At 27.9% G+C, this 22,625-nt stretch carries 19 protein-coding genes; 11 read left to right on the top strand and 8 right to left on the bottom strand.

Annotated features, from left to right (window positions below):
* Positions 1-46: 46 nt before the first annotated feature.
* The 10 genes from BM020_RS01135 (at position 47) to hemA (ending at position 9,944) form a co-directional block, all read left to right on the top strand.
* A complete protein-coding gene (locus BM020_RS01135; protein ID WP_067147487.1) occupies positions 47-811 on the top strand; it encodes a coenzyme F420-0:L-glutamate ligase in 765 nt (254 codons plus the stop codon).
* Positions 812-844: 33 nt separating this feature from the next.
* Complete coding sequence (locus BM020_RS01140) at positions 845-1,363, top strand: hypothetical protein (protein ID WP_067147490.1); 519 nt, start codon at positions 845-847, stop codon at positions 1,361-1,363.
* A 62-nt stretch (positions 1,364-1,425) separates the two neighbouring features.
* The gene (gene cofD / locus BM020_RS01145; protein WP_067147492.1) at positions 1,426-2,325 is read left to right on the top strand and encodes a 2-phospho-L-lactate transferase; all 900 of its coding nucleotides are present in this window, start codon (positions 1,426-1,428) and stop codon (positions 2,323-2,325) included.
* A gap of 143 nt (positions 2,326-2,468) precedes the next feature.
* Positions 2,469-3,230, top strand: a complete 762-nt coding sequence (locus BM020_RS01150) for a GTP cyclohydrolase III (RefSeq protein WP_067147495.1) — start codon at positions 2,469-2,471, stop codon at positions 3,228-3,230.
* Between the two features lie 265 nt (positions 3,231-3,495).
* Positions 3,496-4,209: an MJ0144 family RNA dihydrouridine synthase-like protein gene (locus BM020_RS01155; RefSeq protein ID WP_067147498.1), complete on the top strand. Its 714-nt coding sequence runs from the start codon at positions 3,496-3,498 to the stop codon at positions 4,207-4,209.
* Between the two features lie 275 nt (positions 4,210-4,484).
* On the top strand, positions 4,485-5,162 hold the full coding sequence (locus BM020_RS01160) for a DUF134 domain-containing protein (RefSeq protein ID WP_067147501.1): 678 nt from the start codon (positions 4,485-4,487) through the stop codon (positions 5,160-5,162).
* Positions 5,163-5,457: 295 nt separating this feature from the next.
* Entirely contained in the window at positions 5,458-7,068 is a 1,611-nt protein-coding gene (atwA, locus tag BM020_RS01165) for a methyl coenzyme M reductase system, component A2 (RefSeq protein ID WP_067147504.1), read from the top strand.
* A 290-nt stretch (positions 7,069-7,358) separates the two neighbouring features.
* Entirely contained in the window at positions 7,359-7,841 is a 483-nt protein-coding gene (locus tag BM020_RS01170) for a methanogenesis marker 9 domain-containing protein (protein ID WP_067147507.1), read from the top strand.
* A 191-nt stretch (positions 7,842-8,032) separates the two neighbouring features.
* Positions 8,033-8,656 (top strand): precorrin-2 dehydrogenase/sirohydrochlorin ferrochelatase family protein, encoded by a 624-nt coding sequence (locus tag BM020_RS01175; protein WP_067147510.1) that lies wholly within the window; start codon positions 8,033-8,035, stop codon positions 8,654-8,656.
* Positions 8,657-8,744: 88 nt separating this feature from the next.
* Entirely contained in the window at positions 8,745-9,944 is a 1,200-nt protein-coding gene (hemA, locus tag BM020_RS01180) for a glutamyl-tRNA reductase (RefSeq protein WP_074797940.1), read from the top strand.
* Positions 9,945-10,044: 100 nt separating this feature from the next.
* Here hemA and BM020_RS01185 read toward each other — a convergent pair whose 3' ends face one another.
* From BM020_RS01185 to BM020_RS01200, 4 genes are all read right to left on the bottom strand, one after another.
* Positions 10,045-11,172, bottom strand: coding sequence for an AAA family ATPase (locus BM020_RS01185; RefSeq protein WP_074797944.1), 1,128 nt, complete (start codon positions 11,170-11,172; stop codon positions 10,045-10,047).
* A gap of 190 nt (positions 11,173-11,362) precedes the next feature.
* The gene (locus BM020_RS01190) at positions 11,363-12,199 is read right to left on the bottom strand and encodes a TIM barrel protein (RefSeq protein WP_074797947.1); all 837 of its coding nucleotides are present in this window, start codon (positions 12,197-12,199) and stop codon (positions 11,363-11,365) included.
* A 126-nt stretch (positions 12,200-12,325) separates the two neighbouring features.
* Positions 12,326-13,342 carry a phosphorylating glyceraldehyde-3-phosphate dehydrogenase gene (locus BM020_RS01195; protein WP_074797950.1) on the bottom strand — a complete coding sequence of 339 codons (1,017 nt, stop codon included), beginning with the start codon at positions 13,340-13,342 and terminating at the stop codon, positions 12,326-12,328.
* 126 nt (positions 13,343-13,468) lie between these two features.
* Positions 13,469-14,011, bottom strand: coding sequence for a DUF2284 domain-containing protein (locus tag BM020_RS01200; RefSeq protein WP_067147522.1), 543 nt, complete (start codon positions 14,009-14,011; stop codon positions 13,469-13,471).
* Positions 14,012-15,200: 1,189 nt separating this feature from the next.
* Here BM020_RS01200 and BM020_RS01205 point away from each other — a divergent pair.
* Positions 15,201-16,757 (top strand): flippase, encoded by a 1,557-nt coding sequence (locus BM020_RS01205; RefSeq protein WP_067147525.1) that lies wholly within the window; start codon positions 15,201-15,203, stop codon positions 16,755-16,757.
* Between the two features lie 260 nt (positions 16,758-17,017).
* Here BM020_RS01205 and BM020_RS01210 read toward each other — a convergent pair whose 3' ends face one another.
* From BM020_RS01210 to top6B, 4 genes are all read right to left on the bottom strand, one after another.
* Positions 17,018-18,910: a heavy metal translocating P-type ATPase gene (locus BM020_RS01210; protein ID WP_074797953.1), complete on the bottom strand. Its 1,893-nt coding sequence runs from the start codon at positions 18,908-18,910 to the stop codon at positions 17,018-17,020.
* A 245-nt stretch (positions 18,911-19,155) separates the two neighbouring features.
* Positions 19,156-19,428: a metal-sensing transcriptional repressor gene (locus BM020_RS01215; RefSeq protein ID WP_067149105.1), complete on the bottom strand. Its 273-nt coding sequence runs from the start codon at positions 19,426-19,428 to the stop codon at positions 19,156-19,158.
* A 264-nt stretch (positions 19,429-19,692) separates the two neighbouring features.
* A complete protein-coding gene (locus tag BM020_RS01220; RefSeq protein WP_067147531.1) occupies positions 19,693-20,796 on the bottom strand; it encodes a DNA topoisomerase IV subunit A in 1,104 nt (367 codons plus the stop codon).
* Positions 20,797-22,581: a DNA topoisomerase VI subunit B gene (gene top6B / locus BM020_RS01225; protein ID WP_074797957.1), complete on the bottom strand. Its 1,785-nt coding sequence runs from the start codon at positions 22,579-22,581 to the stop codon at positions 20,797-20,799. It abuts the gene before it with no gap.
* Between the last annotated feature and the right edge of the window lie 44 nt (positions 22,582-22,625).

A 22,625-nucleotide genomic window follows, 5' to 3' on the forward strand; every position in this document is an offset into this window, starting at 1 on the left:
AAAATATCAATAGTTTTTTATATTTTCATAGATATAAAATTTAAACATGACTTTAGAATTATTTGGGTTAAAAGAAATCCCTTTGGTAAAAAAAGGAGATAATATTGCTAAAATTATTGAAGAAGATTTAAAAAAAGAAGGCTTAGATCTTGAAGATGGTGACATTTTAATTATTGCTGAGACATTAATTTCAAAAGCAGAAGGAAATATTATAAGAATTGATGAAATCATTCCCTCAGAAGAAGCTATTGAAATTGCAGAAAAATCTAAAAAAGACCCTAAACTTGTTGAAATAATTCTTCAAGAATCTAAAGAAGTTGTTGAACTAGGACCTAATTTTATAGTTACTGAAACCAAACATGGTTTTGTTTGTGCAAATTCTGGAATTGATGAGTCTAATGTTGATGATGGATTAGCAAAACCCATACCTATAAATCCTGATGCATCTGCAAAAGAAATAAGAGAATATTTAGAATATATAAGTGATAAAAAACTTGCAGTAATAATTACAGATACACAAGGTAGAGCATTTAGAGTTGGTGCAATAGGAACAGCTATTGGTTGCTCTGGAATTAAACCTCTTTGGGTAAGAATTGGTGAGAAAGACCTATATGGAAGAAGTCTTGAAACTACAGAAATAGCTACTGCTGATGAACTTGCAGCTGCAGCATCATTATTAATGGGACAGGCAAATGAAGGAATTCCTGTAGTTTTAATTAGAGGCTTTGAAGCATTCAATCATCTTAGAGATACTGAAATAGGAATTAAGCCACTGCTTAGACCTAAAGAATTTGATGTTTTTAGAAAATAGCTAATTTAAATTTTTTCATTTTAAGTGTATAATATGTTTGAAATCAATTTTAAATGTGAAAATTGTGATTTTTCACTTAAAGATAAAAATTTAATTTTTTATTTAAGTTCTGACTTAGATGATATAGAATCTATTGAATCCATTGAATCTATTTTAACTTCTGATTTTGAATTAAAGTCTAAAAATAAATTAGAGCTTATTGAAGAAAGTTTAAATAAAGAAAGCTCTGATAAAATGACTAAATCATTAATATCCGGATTTCTTTATGAAAATTATTGTCCCCACTGTAAGAGATTAATAAAAACATATGTTCCAGAAACTAATGAACTTTTTAATCTAGAGAAAATTGAAAAAATTTTAACTAAAAAAATTTCTAAAAATTCTTCTAGCTATAAAATACTATTTTTCGACTTTAAAAAGACATCTTATAAAGATAGGCGAAATATTCTTGAAAATAATTACTGCCCTAATTGTAATAATGAGATGTCTTTAGTAATTTCTATAAAAACACCATGCCCTAACTGTGGTGGTTCATTAAAAGAAGAATTTTAAACTAAATAAATTAAATTAGAAACAATATTTAATTTTTAAACAGAAAATACAAGAGTGTAAATATGATAACTATACTTTCTGGAGGTACTGGAACTCCAAAATTAATCCAAGGAATAAAAGAAATTTATCCCGAAGAAAAAATTACTGTAATAGTAAATACTGTTGAAAATCATTATTTATCTGGAGGATATATTGCAGCAGATATTGATACTGTTATGTATACCTTTGCAGATATGATAGATGAAGAGTTTTGGTATGGGATTAAAGGGGATACATTTACAATTAGAGAAAAACTAATTGAAATGGGAACTTGTGAACTTCTTAAAATAGGAGATATGGATAGAGCAATTGAACTTCAAAAAGCTATTCTATTAAAAGATTATACTTTAACTGAAGTAGTTGAATTCCAAAAAAATAAACTTGGTATTGAAGCTACAATTATCCCTATGAGTGATGAAGATTCTGAAATAAAAATTATTACAAGAGAACATGGTGAAATAGACTTTCATGAATTCTTAATCAGATATCAGTGTGAATGTGAAGTGCTTGAAGTAAAATATGATAATGTTAGTCCAAGTCCCAAGCTTATTGAAGCAATAAATAAATCTGATAAAGTCATTATTGGTCCATCTAATCCAATAACGTCAATTAGGCCAATTACCACAATTGAAGGTGTTGAACAGGCATTAAAAGATAAAGAAGTAATTGCAGTTTCCCCATTTGTTGGCAAATCTGCATTCAGCGGTCCAGCTAATAAATTTATGAGCTCTTTTGGTTATGAAAGTTCATCAATAGGTGTTGCCAAGCTTTATAGGTCATTTTTAAATAAATTAGTTATTGATAACCAGGATGAATCTTCTAAAGAAGAAATTGAAAAAATTATTCCAGAAGCTATAGTAAGCAATACCTTTATGAAAACACTTGAAGATAAAATTAATCTAGCAAAAATTGTTTTAGAATAATCGAATAATCAGCTTAAAAATAAGAAAAAAATAAAATGGATAATAAAATATTTAAAATTTTTAATAAATAGCTATAAAAAATTGTTAAAGTTTAAATATTATTTTAGTTATAACTAAATATTATTAATATTAGGTGAAAATATATGATACAAATGACTTTGATACAAATCGATAATTATGGTCCATGGACAGTTACTCCAAAACCACGTACTGAATCAGACCTTCAAATTTTACAAGCAGAACTTTTTGCAGATGTACAAAGGCAAATAGCTGCTAAGAAAGGTTTAGTGTTCTTTACAAGATTCGATAACTTATTAGCAGTTACAAATGGCCTTAATGAAGAAGACCACATGAGAATTCAAAGATCTATTAGAAACCGATACCCTGTTACAATCAGTATGGGTGTAGGGGCAGCAGAAACTGCACATGAGGCTCAAAGATTAGCTACAATCGCTCTTCAAGAAAAGGGAGGAGCACAATCTGGAAGAAAAGAAATTTTAGCAATTAATAATTTAATTGAAAATCCAGAAGATAGCTTTGTACAAGCTGCACATATTGATATTAATAGTGTTACAGAAACTTTAACTGATATAGAATCTGCCTTTGATACAAGTTTCATGGTAAATAAAGCACAGCATTACTTAATGACTAAATTAAGAGAGAAAGGAGCATTATTATTCTTCATTGGTGGAGACAATTTCATGTCCCCATGTAATGGATTAAATGAAGAAGATCTTACCAAAATACTTATAGATATTAAAGAAGAAATAGGTATCGGCTTAAAAGCAGGTATTGGTAGAGCAGACAATATAGAAGATGCTGCATATATGGCAGACATAGGACTTGAAATAATTCGTGAAGGAAATAATAAAGAATGGATACATCTAATTGAAGAGCTTCAATAAAACTTATTTTCACTTAATTTAAATTTTCTTTTTATTTCCATTTTTCTAATTTTTTATTTCATAGATTATTATTAATTATTATATTTATATTTTATTATTATTATTAAAATTAAACACAGTATATGACTTTATATGAAAATTTTAATGAAAAATTCTTATGGTAAATTTTTACGAGAATTTTAATGAAAAATTCTTGTGGTGACTTTTATAAATTGAAACTGTTTTTACTTTTTAAGGAAGTGTTAATATTAAAGTACTTGCACCTATGGCTGGAATAACAAATGCAGAATTTACAATGAAATTAATACCCTATGGATTTGACACAGTCACTATTGGAGGGTACAACACTGATAGAGAATCAATAGAAGCCTGTAAAAAAATTATAGCAAGAGGGAGAAAAGAGTTTAATTACCCTAAAGAAGAAATTTATGAAGTAATTGAAAATGAAGTTAACACAATTAAAAATAGTTTTGACATTACTGTTTCTGCAAATTTAAGAGGACACACACCAGATTCACTTATTGAAATTAGCAAAATACCACAATTAGATATAATTGAAATAAATTGTCATTGCAGACAAGAAGAACTTGTTGCAGTCGGTTGTGGGCAAAGTATGCTTTTACGTCCAGACTTAGAAGATTATATTAAAGAAGTTGTTAAAAAATCAAAATCAAAAGTTTCACTTAAAATGAGAGCTAATGTTGAAGGTGTAGATAACCTTGAAATTGCTAAATTAGCTGAAAGTTGTGGAGTAGATTATTTACATATTGATGCTATGAAAATAGGAGTAAAAGATGCTGATTTCGATTTAATAGAAAAAATATCCAAAAATACAAATATTTTTATTATTGGAAACAATTCTATTAATTCAATTTCCCAAGCAGAAAAAATGCTAAATGCCGGAGCAAATGCTATTTCAATAGCTAGAGCAGCTATTAGTGGAAAATTAAGTTTTGATTTAAATGAAATTAAGATTTAATATGTATATTTTGCTTGAATACTTAAACTATTTTTAAAAAACTACTTTTTATCATTATTTTTACACCCATAATAATCTACTTAAACTATTCCTAAACTATCCTAATCTATTTAAACCATTCTAATCTATTTTTATGAATCTCTTAATCAAAAGATAAACTATATATTAAATGTTATGAATATATATTCATAATAAATATATTCATAATGAAACCCCTCATTATAATATATAAAGCCTATTTAAGGAAAAAATTTAAAACTTAAAGGAGCAAATAAATGGTTAGACCAAAAATTGAAAGGAGAATTGTGAAAAAACCTGATTTTAAATGCTTAAAACATAGAGATGTCTCAACTGAAGAGGATTATGAAAGTATAAAAATGAATCTTGATGAATTTGAAGCAATAAGGTTAGGAGATTATCACAATATAAAACAGAAAGAAGCCGCAGAATTAATGGGTATTTCACAGCCTACATTCCATAGAATAATCAACTCTGCAAGAAAAAAGACGGCAATATCTTTAATTGAAGCTAAGAAAATTGAGATAAATAATGAAAATTTTACCACAGAAGATAAAATATACATTTGTAAAGACTGTGGCTTTCAATGGAACAATCCCAAAAAAGAATACACCAACTGCCCAGACTGTAAATCTGAAAATATTGAAATAATTAAAAATGGCTTGAATGATAATTTTAATTTAAATGATAATTTTAACAGTAACAATAAATCAATTGAGCCATCAAGTCCTCAAATATGCAATATCACAGAAACTGCCGATTTTCCTTTAAGGGAAAGAAAGTCTTTTGGAGGACCTGGAAGCGGGAGAGGACCATCAAAAGCATGCGAATGTCCCAAATGTGGATATACCGCACCAAAAATTAGAGGATTTCCATGTAGAAATATAAAATGCCCTGAATGTGGAACACCACTATGTGGATTTAAAGATGAATAATTAAAAAGATAGAAAAAATAAAGATAGAAAAAATAAAGATAGAAAAAATAAAAAGATAATTAAAATAATAAAAATTAATAAAAACTTATGAAAACCAATAAAAATATAAAAAAATATCAAAATTTATATTAATAATATCATTTAAAAATAATAAATATATAATTTAACAACTTAATTGTTTGATATTAAATATTTGAAATTAAATATTTAAAATTAAATAAAAAATTAAGTAATAATATTTTAAAACATAAAAAATTTATAATTACAACTAATTATCAAAAGAAAAGGTGGGCTTATGTCTTTCATAACATTAAAAAATATTAATAAGTCATTTAATGGAGAACCTGTTCTTAAAGATATTAACTTAACTATAGAAGAAGGTTCTACTTTAGGTATTCTCGGTAGAAGTGGTAGTGGAAAATCAGTTTTAATCAACATGTTAAGAGGTACTAAAGAATATGCTCCAGATAGTGGAGAAGTACTCTTCGATTTATCAATATGTGAAAATAAAAAATGTTTACATGTTGAACCTGCTTCAAAAGCAGGAGAAAAATGTCCAGAGTGTGGAGATGAATTAAAATCCCAGCAAATTGACTTCTGGAAAGCAGGAAGATTAGAAAAAGCTGCAATCAGAAGAAGAATTTCTATCATGTTACAGAGAAACTTTGCATTATACGATGAACAAACTGTAATTGACAATGTATTAAATGCAATGGGTGATGAAGGTAGATATGAAGAAGAAAACATTTACCGTGCTATTGACCTATTAGAAATGGTTCAAATGAGCCATAGGGTTACCCACGTTGCACGTGACTTAAGTGGAGGAGAAAAACAGAGAGTAGTACTTGCAAGGCAATTAGCTAAAAACCCTATGTTACTTTTAGCAGATGAACCAACAGGAACATTAGACCCCCAAACTGCTGAAAAACTCCACCAAACTTTAATTCATGGTGTTAAAGATGAAGGCATTAGTATGGTAATTACATCTCACTGGCCAGAAGTTATGAGTCACCTAGCTGATGATGTAATTTGGCTAGATGAAGGAGAAATCATAGAACACGGCGATCCAAATGAGATTGTTGAAAAGTTCTTAGAAACCGTACCTCAAGCTGAACAAGTTGAAAGAGTTGAACACACCGAAGAAGCAATTAAAGTTGATGAAATTAAAAAACATTATTATTCAATTGAAAGGGGAGTAGTAAAAGCAGTAGATGGAGTAAGCTTAACAATAAATAAAGGAGAAATTTATGGTATTGTTGGACTTAGTGGATCTGGTAAAACTACTTTAACTAGAATGATAATTGGTTTAACTGAACCAAGTAGTGGAGAACTTGAAATTAGACTAGGTGATGATTGGATTGATATGAAAAAGCCAGGTCCTTTAAACAGAGGACGTGTAACTTCATACTTAGGCCTATTACACCAAGAATACTCTTTATATCCTCATAGAGATGTTTTAGGAAACTTAACTGATGCTATTAGTTTAAACTTACCTGCAGAATTTGCAAAAATTAAAGCAGCACATATCCTTGAAACTGTAGGATTTGAAAAAGACAAGTCTATTAGCATGTTAGCTAAATGGCCTGATGAGTTAAGTGGAGGAGAAAGGCATAGAGTAGCTCTTGCACAAGTTCTTATTAAAGAACCTAATATAGTTGTATTAGATGAACCAACAGGTACTATGGATCCAGTTACAAGAATTATCGTAACTAACTCTATTTTAAAAGCAAGAGATGAATTAGATCAAACATTTGTAATTATTTCACACGACATGGACTTCGTTTTAGATGTTTGTGATAAGGCAAGCTTAATGAGAGGAGGAAAACTCCTTAAAACTGGAACTCCAGAAGAAATAGTTGTAGAATTAACTGGTGAAGAAAAAGAAGACATGTTAAAAGATCATTAATCTTTTTCTTTTCTTTTTTTGTTTTAAAAAAACATTTTATTTATTTTTAAATCTTTATTTATACTATTTTTACTATTCAAAAACAATTTTTTTATCATTAACTGATCTTTTGATTATCAACAATATTTATAAAAAAAGAAATAAATTAATAAAAATATTAAAAACCTATATTAATATAAACAAACAAAACTTATCATGTTATGATACTAACTTATAAATCTATAAAAATTTTATAGGATTTTTAAGATTTTCATTAAATTATTGTATTAGAAGATTAAAGGAGAATGATTATGGCATGGGATGATGCACCGTCACATATTTGTAGAGGTGGAGATGTAAGAGGATTAGCATTCTGCTGTCCTCCTGTAAAACCTTGCCCTATTATGGGGGCTTTAAAAGAAGTAGGATTAACTCCTCAAGAATTTTTAGATATTAAAGAAAAATTTGCAAGAGAAACTAGATTAGGTGAAGGTCCAGCAACTTGTTTTGGATCATTAGTATGGTGTTGTAAAACTTCAAAACCTTGTCCTTTAAGAGACATGACCTTAAATCAAATAGGTATGAGTGAAGAGGAATATATGACACTTAAAAACGAGTTATCAGAGGCTGTTTTAAAAGCAGGCACTCCCCCAACTTCAAATGAAGCAGTATTTGCACTTTCACAAACATTTAATATAAATGAATCAGAAGCTGAAAAAGTACTTACAGACTGTAATAATGATTTAAGAATGGCTGTTAAATTACTTAAACTTAAACAATTAGAAAATAAATAAAATGAAACTATTAAATTCTAAAATAAAAAATTTAAAAAAAGCTATCTAAACCAATAAAACTACGAAACTCTAAGATAAAAAAAACTAAACAACAACTATCTAAACCAATAAAACTACGAAACTCTAAGATAAAAAAAATTAAAAAGCAACTATCTAAACAGTTGAACTAAAAATAAATAACATGTGATAATATGGGATTGACTTCTCTTTTTTTAGAAGTGGAAAATAAAAATGTTTTTATTTTAGGTACTGGAGAAGTAGCTACAAGAAGGGCTCATCGCTTTTTAGATAAGGGTGCAAATGTTATTTTAGCAGGAAATTCAATTGATGATGAATTAACTAAAAAAGGAGCTATCTTAACACCTTTAAAAAATCTTGATGAAATAGTTAAATGGAGTGACATAGTAGTTACAGCAAGTGGCGATGCAGAATTATGTGAATACATAGCATCTATTAGTAAAGGAAAATTAATAAATAGGGCAGATAAACCTGAAAAAGGAAATATAATAATCCCTACAAGTTTTTTTATAGATAATATAGAAATATCCATTTATACAAATGGGCAAAGTCCTTTAATGGCTCGTGAACTTAGAAAAAAGATTCAGTCTATAATTACAGAAGAAGATTTACTTGAAATAAAACTTCAAGATTATGCCAGAACTTTTCTAAAAGAAAAAATAGATGATCAAAAAATAAGAAAGGAATATCTTTATAATATATTAAATAATGAAAAAATCAAAGGATATTTAAAAGAAAATAAGTTTATAGAAGCAAAGGAACTTGTAGAAGAAATCATTAAATCAGATTTTAATTGAATTTATTTTAAGTGATTTAAAAAATTATAACTCTAAAATAATCTAAAATATAAAAATCATTCATAAAAAATATAAGGGAGAATCCATATTGATAATCAATATACGTGTAGACCATACTCTTGCAGACATAGAAACAATGGAAAATGTATCAAAAGATTTAAAAGAATTATTTTCTGATTTAAAAGAAAAAATGGATATTAGAGAATATATTGAAATCAATACTTGTAATAGGTATGAATATTTCCTTTATACTAATGATTATAGCTATGAAGAGATAGATTGTGATAATAAATTTGTAATTATAGATTATAACGATGATGCAATTTTGCATTTATTTAGAATGAGTTCTGGATTAGAATCTATGATTATCGGTGAAGATCAAATCTTAGGTCAGATAAAAGATTCTAAAAAGAAAAGTGAAAAAGAAGGGCATTGTGGAAAAAAATTAGATGCTATTTTTACAAAAGCAATCCACGTTGGTCAGGTAGTAAGGAACAAAACCAAAATTAATCAGGGCTCTATTTCTATTGGTTCTGCAGCAGTTGATCTTGCAGAAGAACATCTTGGAGACTTACAAGACAAATGTGTTCTTGTTATTGGTGCCGGTAAGATGGGAACTCTTGTTGCAAAGGCATTAGCTGAAAAAAACTTAAGAGCTATTTTTGTTGCAAATAGAACTTATTATAAAGCAGTGAAATTAGCTGAAGAACTTGATGGTGAAGCAATTCTTTTTGACAATTTAGAAGAAAAACTAGTTAATGCAGAACTTGTTATTAGTTCTACTGGTTCACCACATGCAATTATTAATAAAAAAAGATTAATGAAAATATTTGATAAGCAAGTACCTAAAAAAATGATTTTTATTGATATTGCAAATCCAAGAGATATTGAAGATGATGTTAAAGAATTAGGAATTGATCTGTTCAATATTGATGATTTAAGAGGCATTGCAGATGAAAATAAAAAACTTCGTGAAAATGAAGTTATAGAAGCAGAAAAAATAATTGGGAATGAATTTGATTTACTTAACGAATCCTTTAATTTAATTGAAATAAATCCAATACTTGGTAATTTAAGAGAGTCTATGGAAGAAATAAGACAACGTGAAAGTCAAAAAGGCATAGTTAAACTAAGTAATGTAGATGCAAAGGATATAAAAATTATAGATGTGATGACTAAGTCAATTGTTAATAAAATATTTTATGACATTTCTGAAAATATTAAAAAATCAGCGAAAAATAATGAGGAAGATGTTATAAAAATGTGTGAGACTATATTAAAAAGATAGTTTTAAAAAATAGTATTTTAAAAAAAGTTTTAAAAATAAAATCTAGGTTTAAGATTAGCAGAGCAATCTTAAAGATAAGTAAAAAAAATAGAATGTCTAACTATTCAAACATTCCCCTAATTTCTTCTTTTTTATATTTATTAATATCTAATGCAAAATAAATATCTTCCATAGTTACTATTTCTTTATCATTGATTATTGCATTATGAAGGGCAGTTTTTAGTATTTTTTCTTTAATGTCCCTACCAGACATTCTTTTAGAAATTTTTACTAATTTATCAATATCTAAATCATATTTCAATGGAAAAGTATTGAGGTTTAATTTAATAATTTCTCTTCTTTCATTATCATCTGGTAATTTAAATTCTATTTCTTCTTCAAAACGACTTCTAATTGCAAAATCAATAGAAGATGGATTATTAGTAGCTGCAATAGTTACAACACCATCATTGGAATTGATACCGTCCATTTCAGTTAAAAGAGAATTTACAATTTCAGAAACATCCCCCCTTAATGATTGAAAAGACCTATGTAATGCAATTGCATCAATTTCATCAATGAATATTAAAGAAGGTGCAGATTTTAATGCAGCTTCATATAAATCATGAACTTTACTTGCTGCATCTCCAACATGGTCTCCGATTAATGATGTTGCTTTAATTAAGAATAAATTAATATCTAATTCATTTGATAGTGCCTTTGCAAGCATAGTTTTGCCAGTACCTGGAAGACCATAAAATAAAACATTTTTAGGGGCCCACATACCAAACTTTTCAGGATCTTGAAGGTATTTATAAATTAATTTAGATTTCTTCTTAGCATTTTCTTGCCCTACAACATCCTCAAAGAATACATTAGATTTAACTCTTTTTACAGAATCTTGTTTTTCTTCATTGTTAGTAACTATTACAATTGAAGTATTTTCTCCTATTACAGAGTTTTCAGGATGTGCTGTTAGAATTTTAAAAGCAAAATCTGGAATGATCTTTTGATCAAAAAGATAAGAACCAGTTTTTACCCTTGTTCCACTCCATTGATCTATGGCATATTGTTCAAAAAGAACTCTATCAGATATTTCTAAATTAGGTCCTTCTAATAATCCAAAGTTAAAAGGATAACCTGCAGTTTCTAATACAAGAACCTTAGTTTCATTATCAGAAAAACTTGATCTATTTTTTATAGAAACTTCTGATTTTTTAATATTTGAACTTTTATTTTCAGATTTCACATTTATCACATCATAATTATAATCAAAATTATAAGCTTCTTTAAAATAAATCTTAATTTAATTAAATAAATTAAAAATATTTTAAATTCAGAATAAACTTTTTATATATTTGTTAGATTACATATATGTTTAACATTATTTAAATATTTTCATTAGATAAAAAAAATATTAATTATTATAAGTAATTGTCTTAAATTAAACTATCATAAAGTTGTTTCATCTTTAAAGCATCTTGATCTATTAAAGGTGTTTCACAAATGATAGTAGCTTTCCAATCGTTTTCTATTAAATTTAATAAAAGATCTTTAATATGTGGACCATACTCATCATCTTCAGCTAAGGTATGATGCTTTCTTTCACCTTTGTCAGTGTACTCTATTGTAGTGAAATGACAATGAAGCCTATCCATATCTAAATTATCTTCAAGTTTTGAAAAAATACAATTGTAATCTTCTTTTTTATTTAAAAGACCTCTTCCTCTTGCATGAACATGAGCAAAGTCAATAGTCGGTTCAAAATGGTCAAAGCTAGCGCACATTTCAATAATCTCATCAATATTTCCTAATTGAGAAAGTTTACCTGTTGTTTCAGGTGCAAAGGTGAAATTTTCTATTCCTTCTTCCTCACATCTTATAAGAAGTCTTGTGTAAGTCTTTTTAGCTAAATCCATACAGATTTCAGGTTTTCTATTTGAATAAAAACCCGGATGAAATACGAGCCTATATGCACCCATAAATTCTCCAACTTTTGCAGATTGAACTAATCTTTCAATAGACGAATCAATTTTTTCCTCCTCTTTAGAACATACATTAATATAATATGGACAGTGCATAGAGACTAAAACTCCATATTCATCAGCATATTCTCTTAGTTTAAGCGCAGAGGATTCGCCAATTTTAACACCATAAGTTGATTGATATTCAAATGCATATAATCCAAGAGGTCCTAAAAATTTAGGAGATTCAAATGCCTTTCCTTTAAAATCAATTGGTTTTCCAGCTGGGCCAAAAATAACCTTATCTTTCATAAAAATCAAACCATAAAAGTAAAATATGATAAAAATATACAATAAAAAATTTGTAAAAATTGTAAAATCAAATAAAGATATAAAGACTAAAAAAAGAAGAAAATTAAATAGAAAAATTCTATTTAATTATAAAATACCCATGGATTTATTAGTTTTAGTAATGGATTTTTCCCTATCAGATTCTATTTCTAACATTGCACGAATAGCATCTACATTTTCAGGTACTACATCAGATTCTTGGTGTACTGCTTGCATATAGAACAATTCATTATCTACAACATTAATAGATTCTTTCCATACCGGAATCTCATACAAGTCATTTCTACTTCTTCCTAAATCTTTAGCATATTCCATAAGTGCAGCAGTAGAGTCTAAGCCAGCACCAGCTTCAACTACCATCACTCTGGAACGTTTTTCAAGTAAATCAATAACTTCATCATTACTTACTTCATTTCCAATTTCAACCATTAAATTGTGTTGGTGCATTAAAGTAGTAGGAACAAGTAAAGCCATTGTAGTAACATCAATACCTTTCATTACGGTTTGTACATCTGGGCCGTGGTGAGAAGGTACCTTTGGAGGGTTAGGTACAATAGCATTTATAGGGCCTTTTTTAATTTCAGACGGGTCAGATCCTCTTCTAACCATTACTGCACGAACTTTTTTAATATCAACTAATGGATTAAGAGTGTGTAAAGTACGGGTTAAACCAGTAGTGTTACAAGATACTACTCTTGCATAATCTGCGCCATAGGAATCATCATAATTAGCAAAGGAGTTAAAAGACAAACCTGTTAATTCATGGTCTTCCCCACCTTGGTAAATAGCTTTTACACCAGCTTTTTTATACATTTCAAGGTTTTGAGGCCCAATATTTCCAGGAGTACAATCAACTACAATATCTGCTTCTTGAATCATATCTTCAACAGTACCTGCAATTTCAATTCCTGCTTCTTTAAATAGGTTTTCCCTTTCAGGAATTCCTATGTATAAAGGATATCCTTTTTCTTCTACAGCCGTTCTTGCTTCAAAATTTGGCCTAGTTTTACTTACACCAATAACTTTCATGTCATCTTGAGCTGCTACAGCATCAGCCACTCTTTTACCAATAGTTCCAAATCCATTAATAGCTACAGATTTCATTTTTAAACTTCCTTCAAGAATATTTGAATTTATAAAAAAATCATTAAATTCAAAATATATGATTAAAGTTTTATTATTTAATCTATATATAATTTAATATTTATTTTAATTAATCATCATCAATTATTATTCAAGTAAAACTATACCATAACAGAAATAGCTATTATTCTCTTCATCAATTCCTAAAATATCATAGCCATTGTTTTCAATAGTTTTATGAATATCTACACCACAAGCTTCTCCAGATGGACGAGCTTCATTCGGATACTTACATCCATCTAAATTACATTCTTCACCTTTAGACTCACAGACCAGACAAGTTCCAGCACCCATACCAAATGCTTTATAATAACCTAAACGAGCACAAAGATTCTCTATATCAAGAGCTATTTTAGTAATCATTCCAATATCATCTTCAATGGAAGCTAAACTAATCTCAAACAAGATAGCTGTTTTATAAGAATTAATCATACCAATGAATTCTTCAGCTTTTGGAGTATATGGTGGGCAAACTAAAGTTTTACCATAATTAGGACAACCAAATTGACATTTTAATCTTGTCCATGGTTCTACAACAATAGTATTAGTTTCAATATATTCAAATTCAAAATTTTTATACACTTTAGTTAAATCCTTAATTTCACCAGATAACTTATCCAAATTAATCATAAACACCAACACTTAAATTAAATAGTTCTTAATTTATAAAAGTAACGATAATAGAAAAGTAAAGGATAATAGAAAAGTAAAGATTAATAGAAAAGTAAAGATTAATAGAAAAAATAAGAAAACTTATTTTTAATAAATTAAAATTAATCCTACTAAAATACAATCTATCCCCAATTATAATTATAAATTTATCCTTATATTACTTAAATATAGGCTTTGCTGAAATCATATCTTTGACTTAATTAAATTGATTTATAGATGTTATCCATTAAACATTGAAATTTAGTTTCTTTATTTAAGAAATGTATGATTTTACTAGCAGTTAATCCACTAAATAATTCTTTTATGACAATAAACATACTTCCAGCATCATCCCATTAACCTATATGATTTGTCTTTAGAACCACTAGTGAAGCTAAAACCATAATTAGCAATAATTTCACATTTTTATTTAGAAAATAAATTAATATTGTTTTGTTAAATTCCTGAAGGTTTTTTTAAAGGGTTTTTCTTAGTAATTTTTTAGAGAATTTTCTGCAAATTCTATAAATGAGGCATGTCCGAAATCTTTAAAAGCTTAGAAATATCCATATTTAAGTCAATTGAATCACAAAACAGATAAATGAATTTTGAATATGCTTTTTATTTGAATATGCTTTTTATTGCTAAAATTGTAAGTTTAGCTGAATTTATATAAAGTATGTTTTGAAGATTTATTAGAATAAGCGAGAATCATCATTTTTGAGTAAATTAAAATTCCAAAATAATAAAATTCTCTAACTTATCCATCTTAAACTGATTTTTAGGAGTTTTCATCCAATCTTTTAAATACAATTTAATTGAATATTATAAAAAATCCCAAAAATTTAATTGTAATAAATTACTAAAATAGGCTTGGATAAATAAATATTTTCACTTTCATAATATTATTATTAATATTATTATTAATATTATTAATATTATTATTTATTTCACTTTTTCAACGAATATAGTCTGTTATTGATTATTTCTTAACTCTTAAATCTTATTTCAAGTCTAACTAAATTTAAACAACTAAAATCATTAAATTCAATCTAAATGAATTTTAAATTTTTTTACCTGAACTAAAATTTCAATGAAAAAGGATTTCAACACCAATTTATTATAAAATAATTGATAGATTATATGGGGTTATATAGGGAGAGCTAAAATGACATCAAAGATAGTTAAAAATAGTGTCATAATATTAATAGGAAATATTATATTTAGAATTGGAGGATACATTTATCATTACTTAATGGCAATTCTATTAGGTGCTTCAAATTACGGAATTTTAACTTTAACTCTTCCTTTTCAAGGAATCTTTCAAATTTTATCTGCAGGAGGGCTACCTCCAGCAATAGCGAAATATATTTCAGAATATAATACATTAAATAAAGAAGATTATGCAAGACAAACAGTATTTACCTCCTTAAAAATAATGATTATATTAGGTATACTCTTTGGATTCATAATGGTATTTTTTGTAGCTCCTTGGTTAGCTTATACTATTTATAATAAGCCAATAGCATTACTTCCTTTACAAGCTATTGGTTTAATCACTCCATTTAGTGTTATTGTAGGAGGATTTCGTGGTGCCTTTCAAGGAGTATATAAAATGGAATATATCTTATATACCCGTGCTGTAGAACAGATAATAATGATATTATCTGCTACTGCATTAGTCCTTATAGGCTTATCTACTTTTGGTGCAGTTTTAGGATCAGTATTAGGTTTTTTATTCTCTGCATTATCTGCAATTTACATTTTTAAAAGATATATGGGAAAATATTTGCCAGAACCAAGTGAAAATTTTAAATTTTCTCTTAAAGATGAATTAAAATTAGCTAAAAAATTAATATCCTTTTCAATACCTGTTTCCATAACCGCTTTAGCTGAGATGGGAATTTATAGTATTTGTACTATGATTATAGGTGTTTTCTTAACATCTACTGTTGCAGGTTATTTTGGTGCAGCAAATCCAATTGCAAGATTGCCATTAATTATGTCAGGTTCAATAGCAACAACAATATTACCTGCAGCTTCAGAAGCATTTGCTACTAAAAATAAATTATTACTTCAAAAATATGTAGATGATGCTTATAAATATGGAATGTTTTTTATAATTCCTATGTGTGTAGGAATTGCAGTTTTCTCAAAAGAAATATTAGGATTATTATACTTTAAAAATCCTGCATACATTAATGGATATATGGCATTATCCATATTAGTTGTTGGAATGACATTTTATTCAATATATACTATTTCAAGTAGCATCACCCAAGGAATTGGAAATCCAAAAATATCTATGTATATTTTAATAATAGGTTCTATACTCACATTCATTTTAGGATGGTTATTAATCCCCATATATGGAATAGAAGGTGCAGCATTAGCTACAACAATATCTTCATTTTTAATGATGATTCCAATGTTTTTAATACAATTTAGATTAACAAAAACTAATCCTCCATATAAGTTTCTATTAAAAGTGACAATTGCATCTTTAATAATGGTAATACCTTCATTTATACTTCCAAATAACCCAATAAGATTAATAATTGGACTTATAATTTGTCCAATAATTTATATAATACTAATAATTCTCCTAAAAACATTAAGCCATAGAGACATTGAAAAATTTAAAGAATTATCTAAAAAATTAGGACCTCTTAAAAAATATTGTCACACACTATTAAATACAATAGATAAATACTGTGAAGAATAAAAAATATGACTTTAGTTAAAAGAAATAAGGATTATATTTTAACTTCACCATATATTTATAGAATATCCGCTAAAATTAGTTTAATCTATTTCGCTAAATTTATATATACTGAAACTATTAACAAGAAAATAAAAATAAAAAATAGAAAAATAAAAAAATAAAAATAAAAAAATAAAAATAGAAAAAGAAAAATAGAAAAATAAAAAAATAAAAATAGAAAAAGAAAAATAGAAAAATAAATTTTTTAAATATCAAAATTTTTATTTATACTCAAATCTTAAGAGTAAAGATGAATAAATAATAACTATTACAGAGCCAATATTATGTACAAATGCACCACCAATAGGCCCTAGCCATCCGAGCATTGCAAGAACAGTAGCTAAGATATTTAAACCTAAAGCAAATGCAATTCCTCTATTAATTGTTTTAATAGTTTTTCTTGAAAGTGCAAATAAATGTGGAATATATTTAATATCATCACTTACAAGACATACATCAGATGCTTCAATAGAAATATCACTACCAACACCACCCATTGAAATACCAATATCTGCTTGTCTTAAAGCTGGTGCATCATTAATGCCATCCCCTATCATTGCAATTTTTTTATTGTTAGATTGTAACTCTCTAATTTTAGAAATCTTATCCTCAGGTAAGCAATTGTATTTTAAATCAACGATATCAACAGTATGTGCAATCTGTTCAGCTGCTTCTTTATTATCTCCAGTTAATAAAGTAGAATCAACACCTAATTTATGTAGTTGACGAACAATATCAAATGCATCATCTCTTAAAACATCAGATAAGAAAACTGCTCCTAAAAACTTTCCATCACAACTAATATAAATTACAGTAGAGCCTTGATTTAAATATTGTGAAATATTTTCTTCAATAAAATCATGAGGAATATCAATATTTAATGAATTAAAGAATTCTTCATTACCTGCACATAGAGTACTATCATTTAAATTAGCTTTTACACCTTTACCAATGATCATTTCAAAGTTAGTAACTTTATATAAAGCTTTTTCATTTTTGTCTTTATAAAATTTTGTTATTGCTTTTGCTAAAGGATGTTCAGATGGACTTTCTAATGAAGCAAGTAAATGAATTAATTCTTTTTCACTAAGCTCATCACTAATTTCATTATTATATGGAATTACTTTTGTAACTGTAGGTTTACCATAAGTTAAAGTGCCAGTTTTATCAAAGATAATTTGATCAATTTTTGCTAATTTTTCAATGGAAATTCCTTCTTTAACTAAAATACCTACTTTAGTTAAATTTCCAATTGATGCCATAATAGCTGTTGGAGTAGCTAGAACAAGGGCACAAGGACAGAACACTACTAAAATAGTTACTGCACGAATTATCTCAGCTGTAAAAATCAGAGTTAAAATAGCACAAATAAATGCAACTACAACTATAAAACTTGCCCATCTATCTGCTGATTTAACAACTTCGGCATTTTCAGGATTTGCTGATTCAACTAATGTAATTAACTTTTGAAGAGAACTGTCTTCTCCTTTTTTAGTTGCTTTCATTATAAAAGAACCATAGAGATTAATTGTACCACTAAATACTTCATCACCAACTACTTTATCTACAGGTATAGATTCTCCAGTCATTACTGATTGATCTATTGAAGATTCTCCCCTTATAATCTCACCATCTACTGGAATAACCTCACCAGGTAAAACTTTTAAAATATCTCCAACATTTATTAATTCTGCTGCGATTTCTTCTTCAGTTTCACTATCTTGGTTATAGTTTCTTATAATACTGCCCTTTGTAGGACTTAAGTCTATAAGTTTTTCAATTCCAGCTCTTGTTTTAGATACTGTATATTCTTCTAAGAAACCGCCGATTGCCATAATAATAGCAATTACACCAGCAGCAAATAATTCTCCAATAAGAATTGAAGAAATAATAGCAATAGTAACAAGAACATCAGCTTTTATGTCAAATTCAGTATAAAGACCTACTGCAGCTTCTATAAAAATTGGAAAACCACAAAATATTATTGTTATCCACATTAAATCTATTCCAAAAAGACTTATTCCTAATAAACTTAAAATTACTGCAATAATAGAAATAAGAATAAAAAGAAGATCTCTTTTTTCATCATCTTGAAAAAACTCTTTTATGTTCATTTTTATAACCCCCTAAAACTATACAATATAGGTATACCCTTATAGGTATATGCTTATTTTAAAAAAATATAACTATATTCTTAAAAGTAGAGAATATAGCTTAATATGGAAATAATATTTTACTAAAAATTTAATTATAATTTAACTAAAATTTAATTAAAATTTAATTAAAATTTGATTAAGATTTAATTAACATTTAATTAACATTTTATAACCTTAAACTAAACTTTTAATAAAAAATTAAGTTAAATGCGTGAGTAATACTCTAAAATTGAAGAAATATCTGTTAAAGCTTCATCAGTATCTCCATCATCAATTGCATCCCTAATGCAATGATTAACATGCCCCTCTACAATAATATGGCCTACTTTATGTAAAGCAGATTTAGCAGCATTTACTTGCATTAAAATATTTTCACAAGGAATATCTTCATCAATCATACGATTAATTGCATTTACCTGGCCTATAATTTTTTTAAGCCTCCTATGAATATTTTCAGAATCCATACATTGTTTCAAAGTAACACCACCATTTTTAAGAATAGTCATACCCCATTAGGTATATCTAAACTAGTATATTAAACTTTTAGTATATAAATCTTTTGAAAATTAAAAAATAAGTATATGATAAAAATAAATTTTATAAAAAAATTAAATAAAAAAGGAATAAGATAAAAAAATTAATAAAAAAATTAATAAATTGATTAATAAAAGAATTAAATTAATTAATAAAAAAATTAATAAATTAATTAATAAAAGAATTAAATTAATTAAAAAATTAATCTAATTCAATTCACCAAACTGAGACAATTTTTCAGGGAAATAAGTATCTACTACATATTCAAGCCCATACTTGGAGAATGATTGCTGTTCTGCTTTTTTACCAATCTTAAGCATTTTCTTAATTTCAGTTTGCCAGAACTCATTCTGATACCTTGGGTCTTTTGAAAGCTCTTTTAATCTTAATACATCGATATCTTTTAATGGATCGGTTGGAAGATCATATTCAATGATATCACTTGCAGTTACTCCTAAAAACTTAGCATCAGGAGTAGCTAAATCATGATTTACATGAGCTAATTTTGCACTTCCAGAAATAATTACCTGTGCAATGTGGAATCCCCAAGGGTCTCCGTCGTTACATATGTATACAGGAAGACCTAATTCTTCATTTACTCTTTTAATGAATCTTCTTGTAGCACGAGCTGCTTGGCCCTTAAGACCTACAATCAAACAGTTAAATCTTTTATGAGCATTTTCTTGAACTAATCTGTGGAACATCCCCATAGTTTCTACAGCAAGTACAAAGTCAGCACCACAACCTAATAGTTCAACCTGGTCAATAGTTGGTGAAATAGTATAACCAGATTTACCTGCTCTTGAAGCATTGATTTCAAACTCACCATCAAGTAAGGTAATATCTCCATAAACTGATGCACCATCCTCTTCAGGCATCAATCCTAAATCTTCACGAGTAGCCCCTAATGCAACTTCTAAATCTTCACCTACAATGTTAGATTCTTGCTGTGTATTAAATTCAATTCCCCAACCTTCAGAGATATAATACATCTCCCTGATAGTTGCAGTTTTATCTCTTAATACTAAATCTTTACAGAAATTAGCAACATAAACCATTTGTCCTAATTTTCTAATTTGTTTAACATTACCTAAAGATCTTTTACCAAATCTATCACCAAGAATATAATAACGTTTATCTTCATCATAAACAATATTACCAGTTCCTCTAGAAGGAATTCTTAGAGTAGGCACTTTATTTTTCTCAATATCTTCTATAATTTCTTGACCGAAACCTTTGAGTTTATTAAAAGTATATTGTCTTCTTTTTTCTTTATGAGTATGTTTATGAGTAGCAGTTTCTTCAGCCATCTAATCATTCCTCCTCTTCTTTTGAGTCAAATAATTTAGATTGTTCATCTGTTTTTTAGATTTTTTCTCTTTAGTTTTTTCATCATCCAAAAATGCTTCATCCAAATCAGATTCTTGAACTCTATCCTTACGATTTGAATGTTCTTTATCTACAACATGACCAAATTCATCAAGTTCTTCAAGTAAGGAATCTACATAGTCTTCTTCTTCCTCTTCTTCTTCGACTTTTTCACCCATCAATTCTGCTAATGCCCTTCTTGTAACTTTAGCAAGAACAGGCTTATAATCAGGAACCCCAGTTTCAGCAAGTGCTGCTGCTTCTTCAATAATGACAGGTACATAGTCTTCAAATATCTTAGATCTCATCGCTTTTTCTTTTTCAGCCTTTTTAGACCTAATATGTCTTTGGAGTTTTCTTGCTATTTTCATGGTAGCTTGTCTAATCTCATGAACAATTTCAGGCTCTGGTGCAATACTTTGTTTACCAGTAGATAAGTAAGGAACTTGAGTTGAAATAATATTTACAAATAAAGTAAGTGGAGTGTTGTCTAAGTCTTTAAGACCATATCTTCTCCAATCAATAGATTTTAACGCTTCAGTAATAGCACAACTTCCTGCATCAAAAGTTAATGGAACTCTGTTTGCAAATCTTAGGATTTCAGATTTTCTTTGTTCATTTACAATCCTACCTGCATCTCCACCGTAAGCAATACCTGCTTCTACAATAAATGCTACACCACCTTTATAAGTAACTGGACTTCTTGTAATGGTGGTGATGAATTCTGGTTTAAGAATTAATTTCATACCTTTTTCAATTTGTTCTTCCCCAATAGGAATAAGACCAGAAGTAGGTGGAGCCATAAATTTCATTTTACTAAATGCTTCTACAATAATCTCTGCTTCCGACCAAGTCATGCTTTTTGGGCGTTTTTTCATGTCAATTCCAGTGATTTCTTGAAGTTCTTTAATTTTCTTAGAAGACATTCTTGATAAAGAACTAGTTAACATACTTTTGAAGTTTCTTTTATCAGTGATTTTTGCAATTGTAGTAATATCATCTGCAGTAACACCCTTAGGATGAGGTAATACTTCCTTAGGTAAAACTGGAACAATGTCTGCAGCTCTTTTAAAGATGTATTTATGTCCTTTAGGATCTCTAAAGGTAATCTTTGCATGAGGGTTAGCAATCATTGTCCTACGAATGTATTCAAATGCACCTTGCTCAGCTAAGGAGTATGATACTTCTTTAAATTGAAGTTGGATACAAACACCAGTACTTTCAGGAGTGAAATTTTCAGTTTTAATAACATCCCCCACATTGTTTTTTACATCCATTTTAAATTCCATTTTGACTCCTTTAAGTTGACCATCTTCCTTCCAACCAGAAATTACATGGGTAGACTCACCAGTAGTCATTTGGGATAAAAGTACACAACCACTACAACCTAAACCTTGCTGTCCTCTTGATTGAATATTTCTAAATTTAGAACCTGCAAACATCTGACAGTATACTTGAGTTACAAATTCTTCTGGAATACCTGGACCATTATCAGAATGTCTTAAAAGATAATGTTCTTTTCCAATTTGTTTTAAATCAATTCTAATTTCTGGTAAGATACCTGCTTCTTCAGCAGCATCAAAACTGTTTGTAATCAATTCATGAAAAACAATAGTTAAAGATCTTATTTTACCAGAAAATCCTAACATCTGTTTATTTTTTCTAAAGAACTCTGATGGAGTTAATTGGTCAAAATTCTCAAAGAGTTCTTGTGCTTGTTGAGACAAATAAAACCTCCTTTACATATCCCTAATTAATTTATAAATTAATT

This window comes from Methanobrevibacter olleyae, assembly GCF_900114585.1.
GTDB classification, from domain to species: Archaea; Methanobacteriota; Methanobacteria; order Methanobacteriales; family Methanobacteriaceae; genus Methanobrevibacter; species Methanobrevibacter olleyae.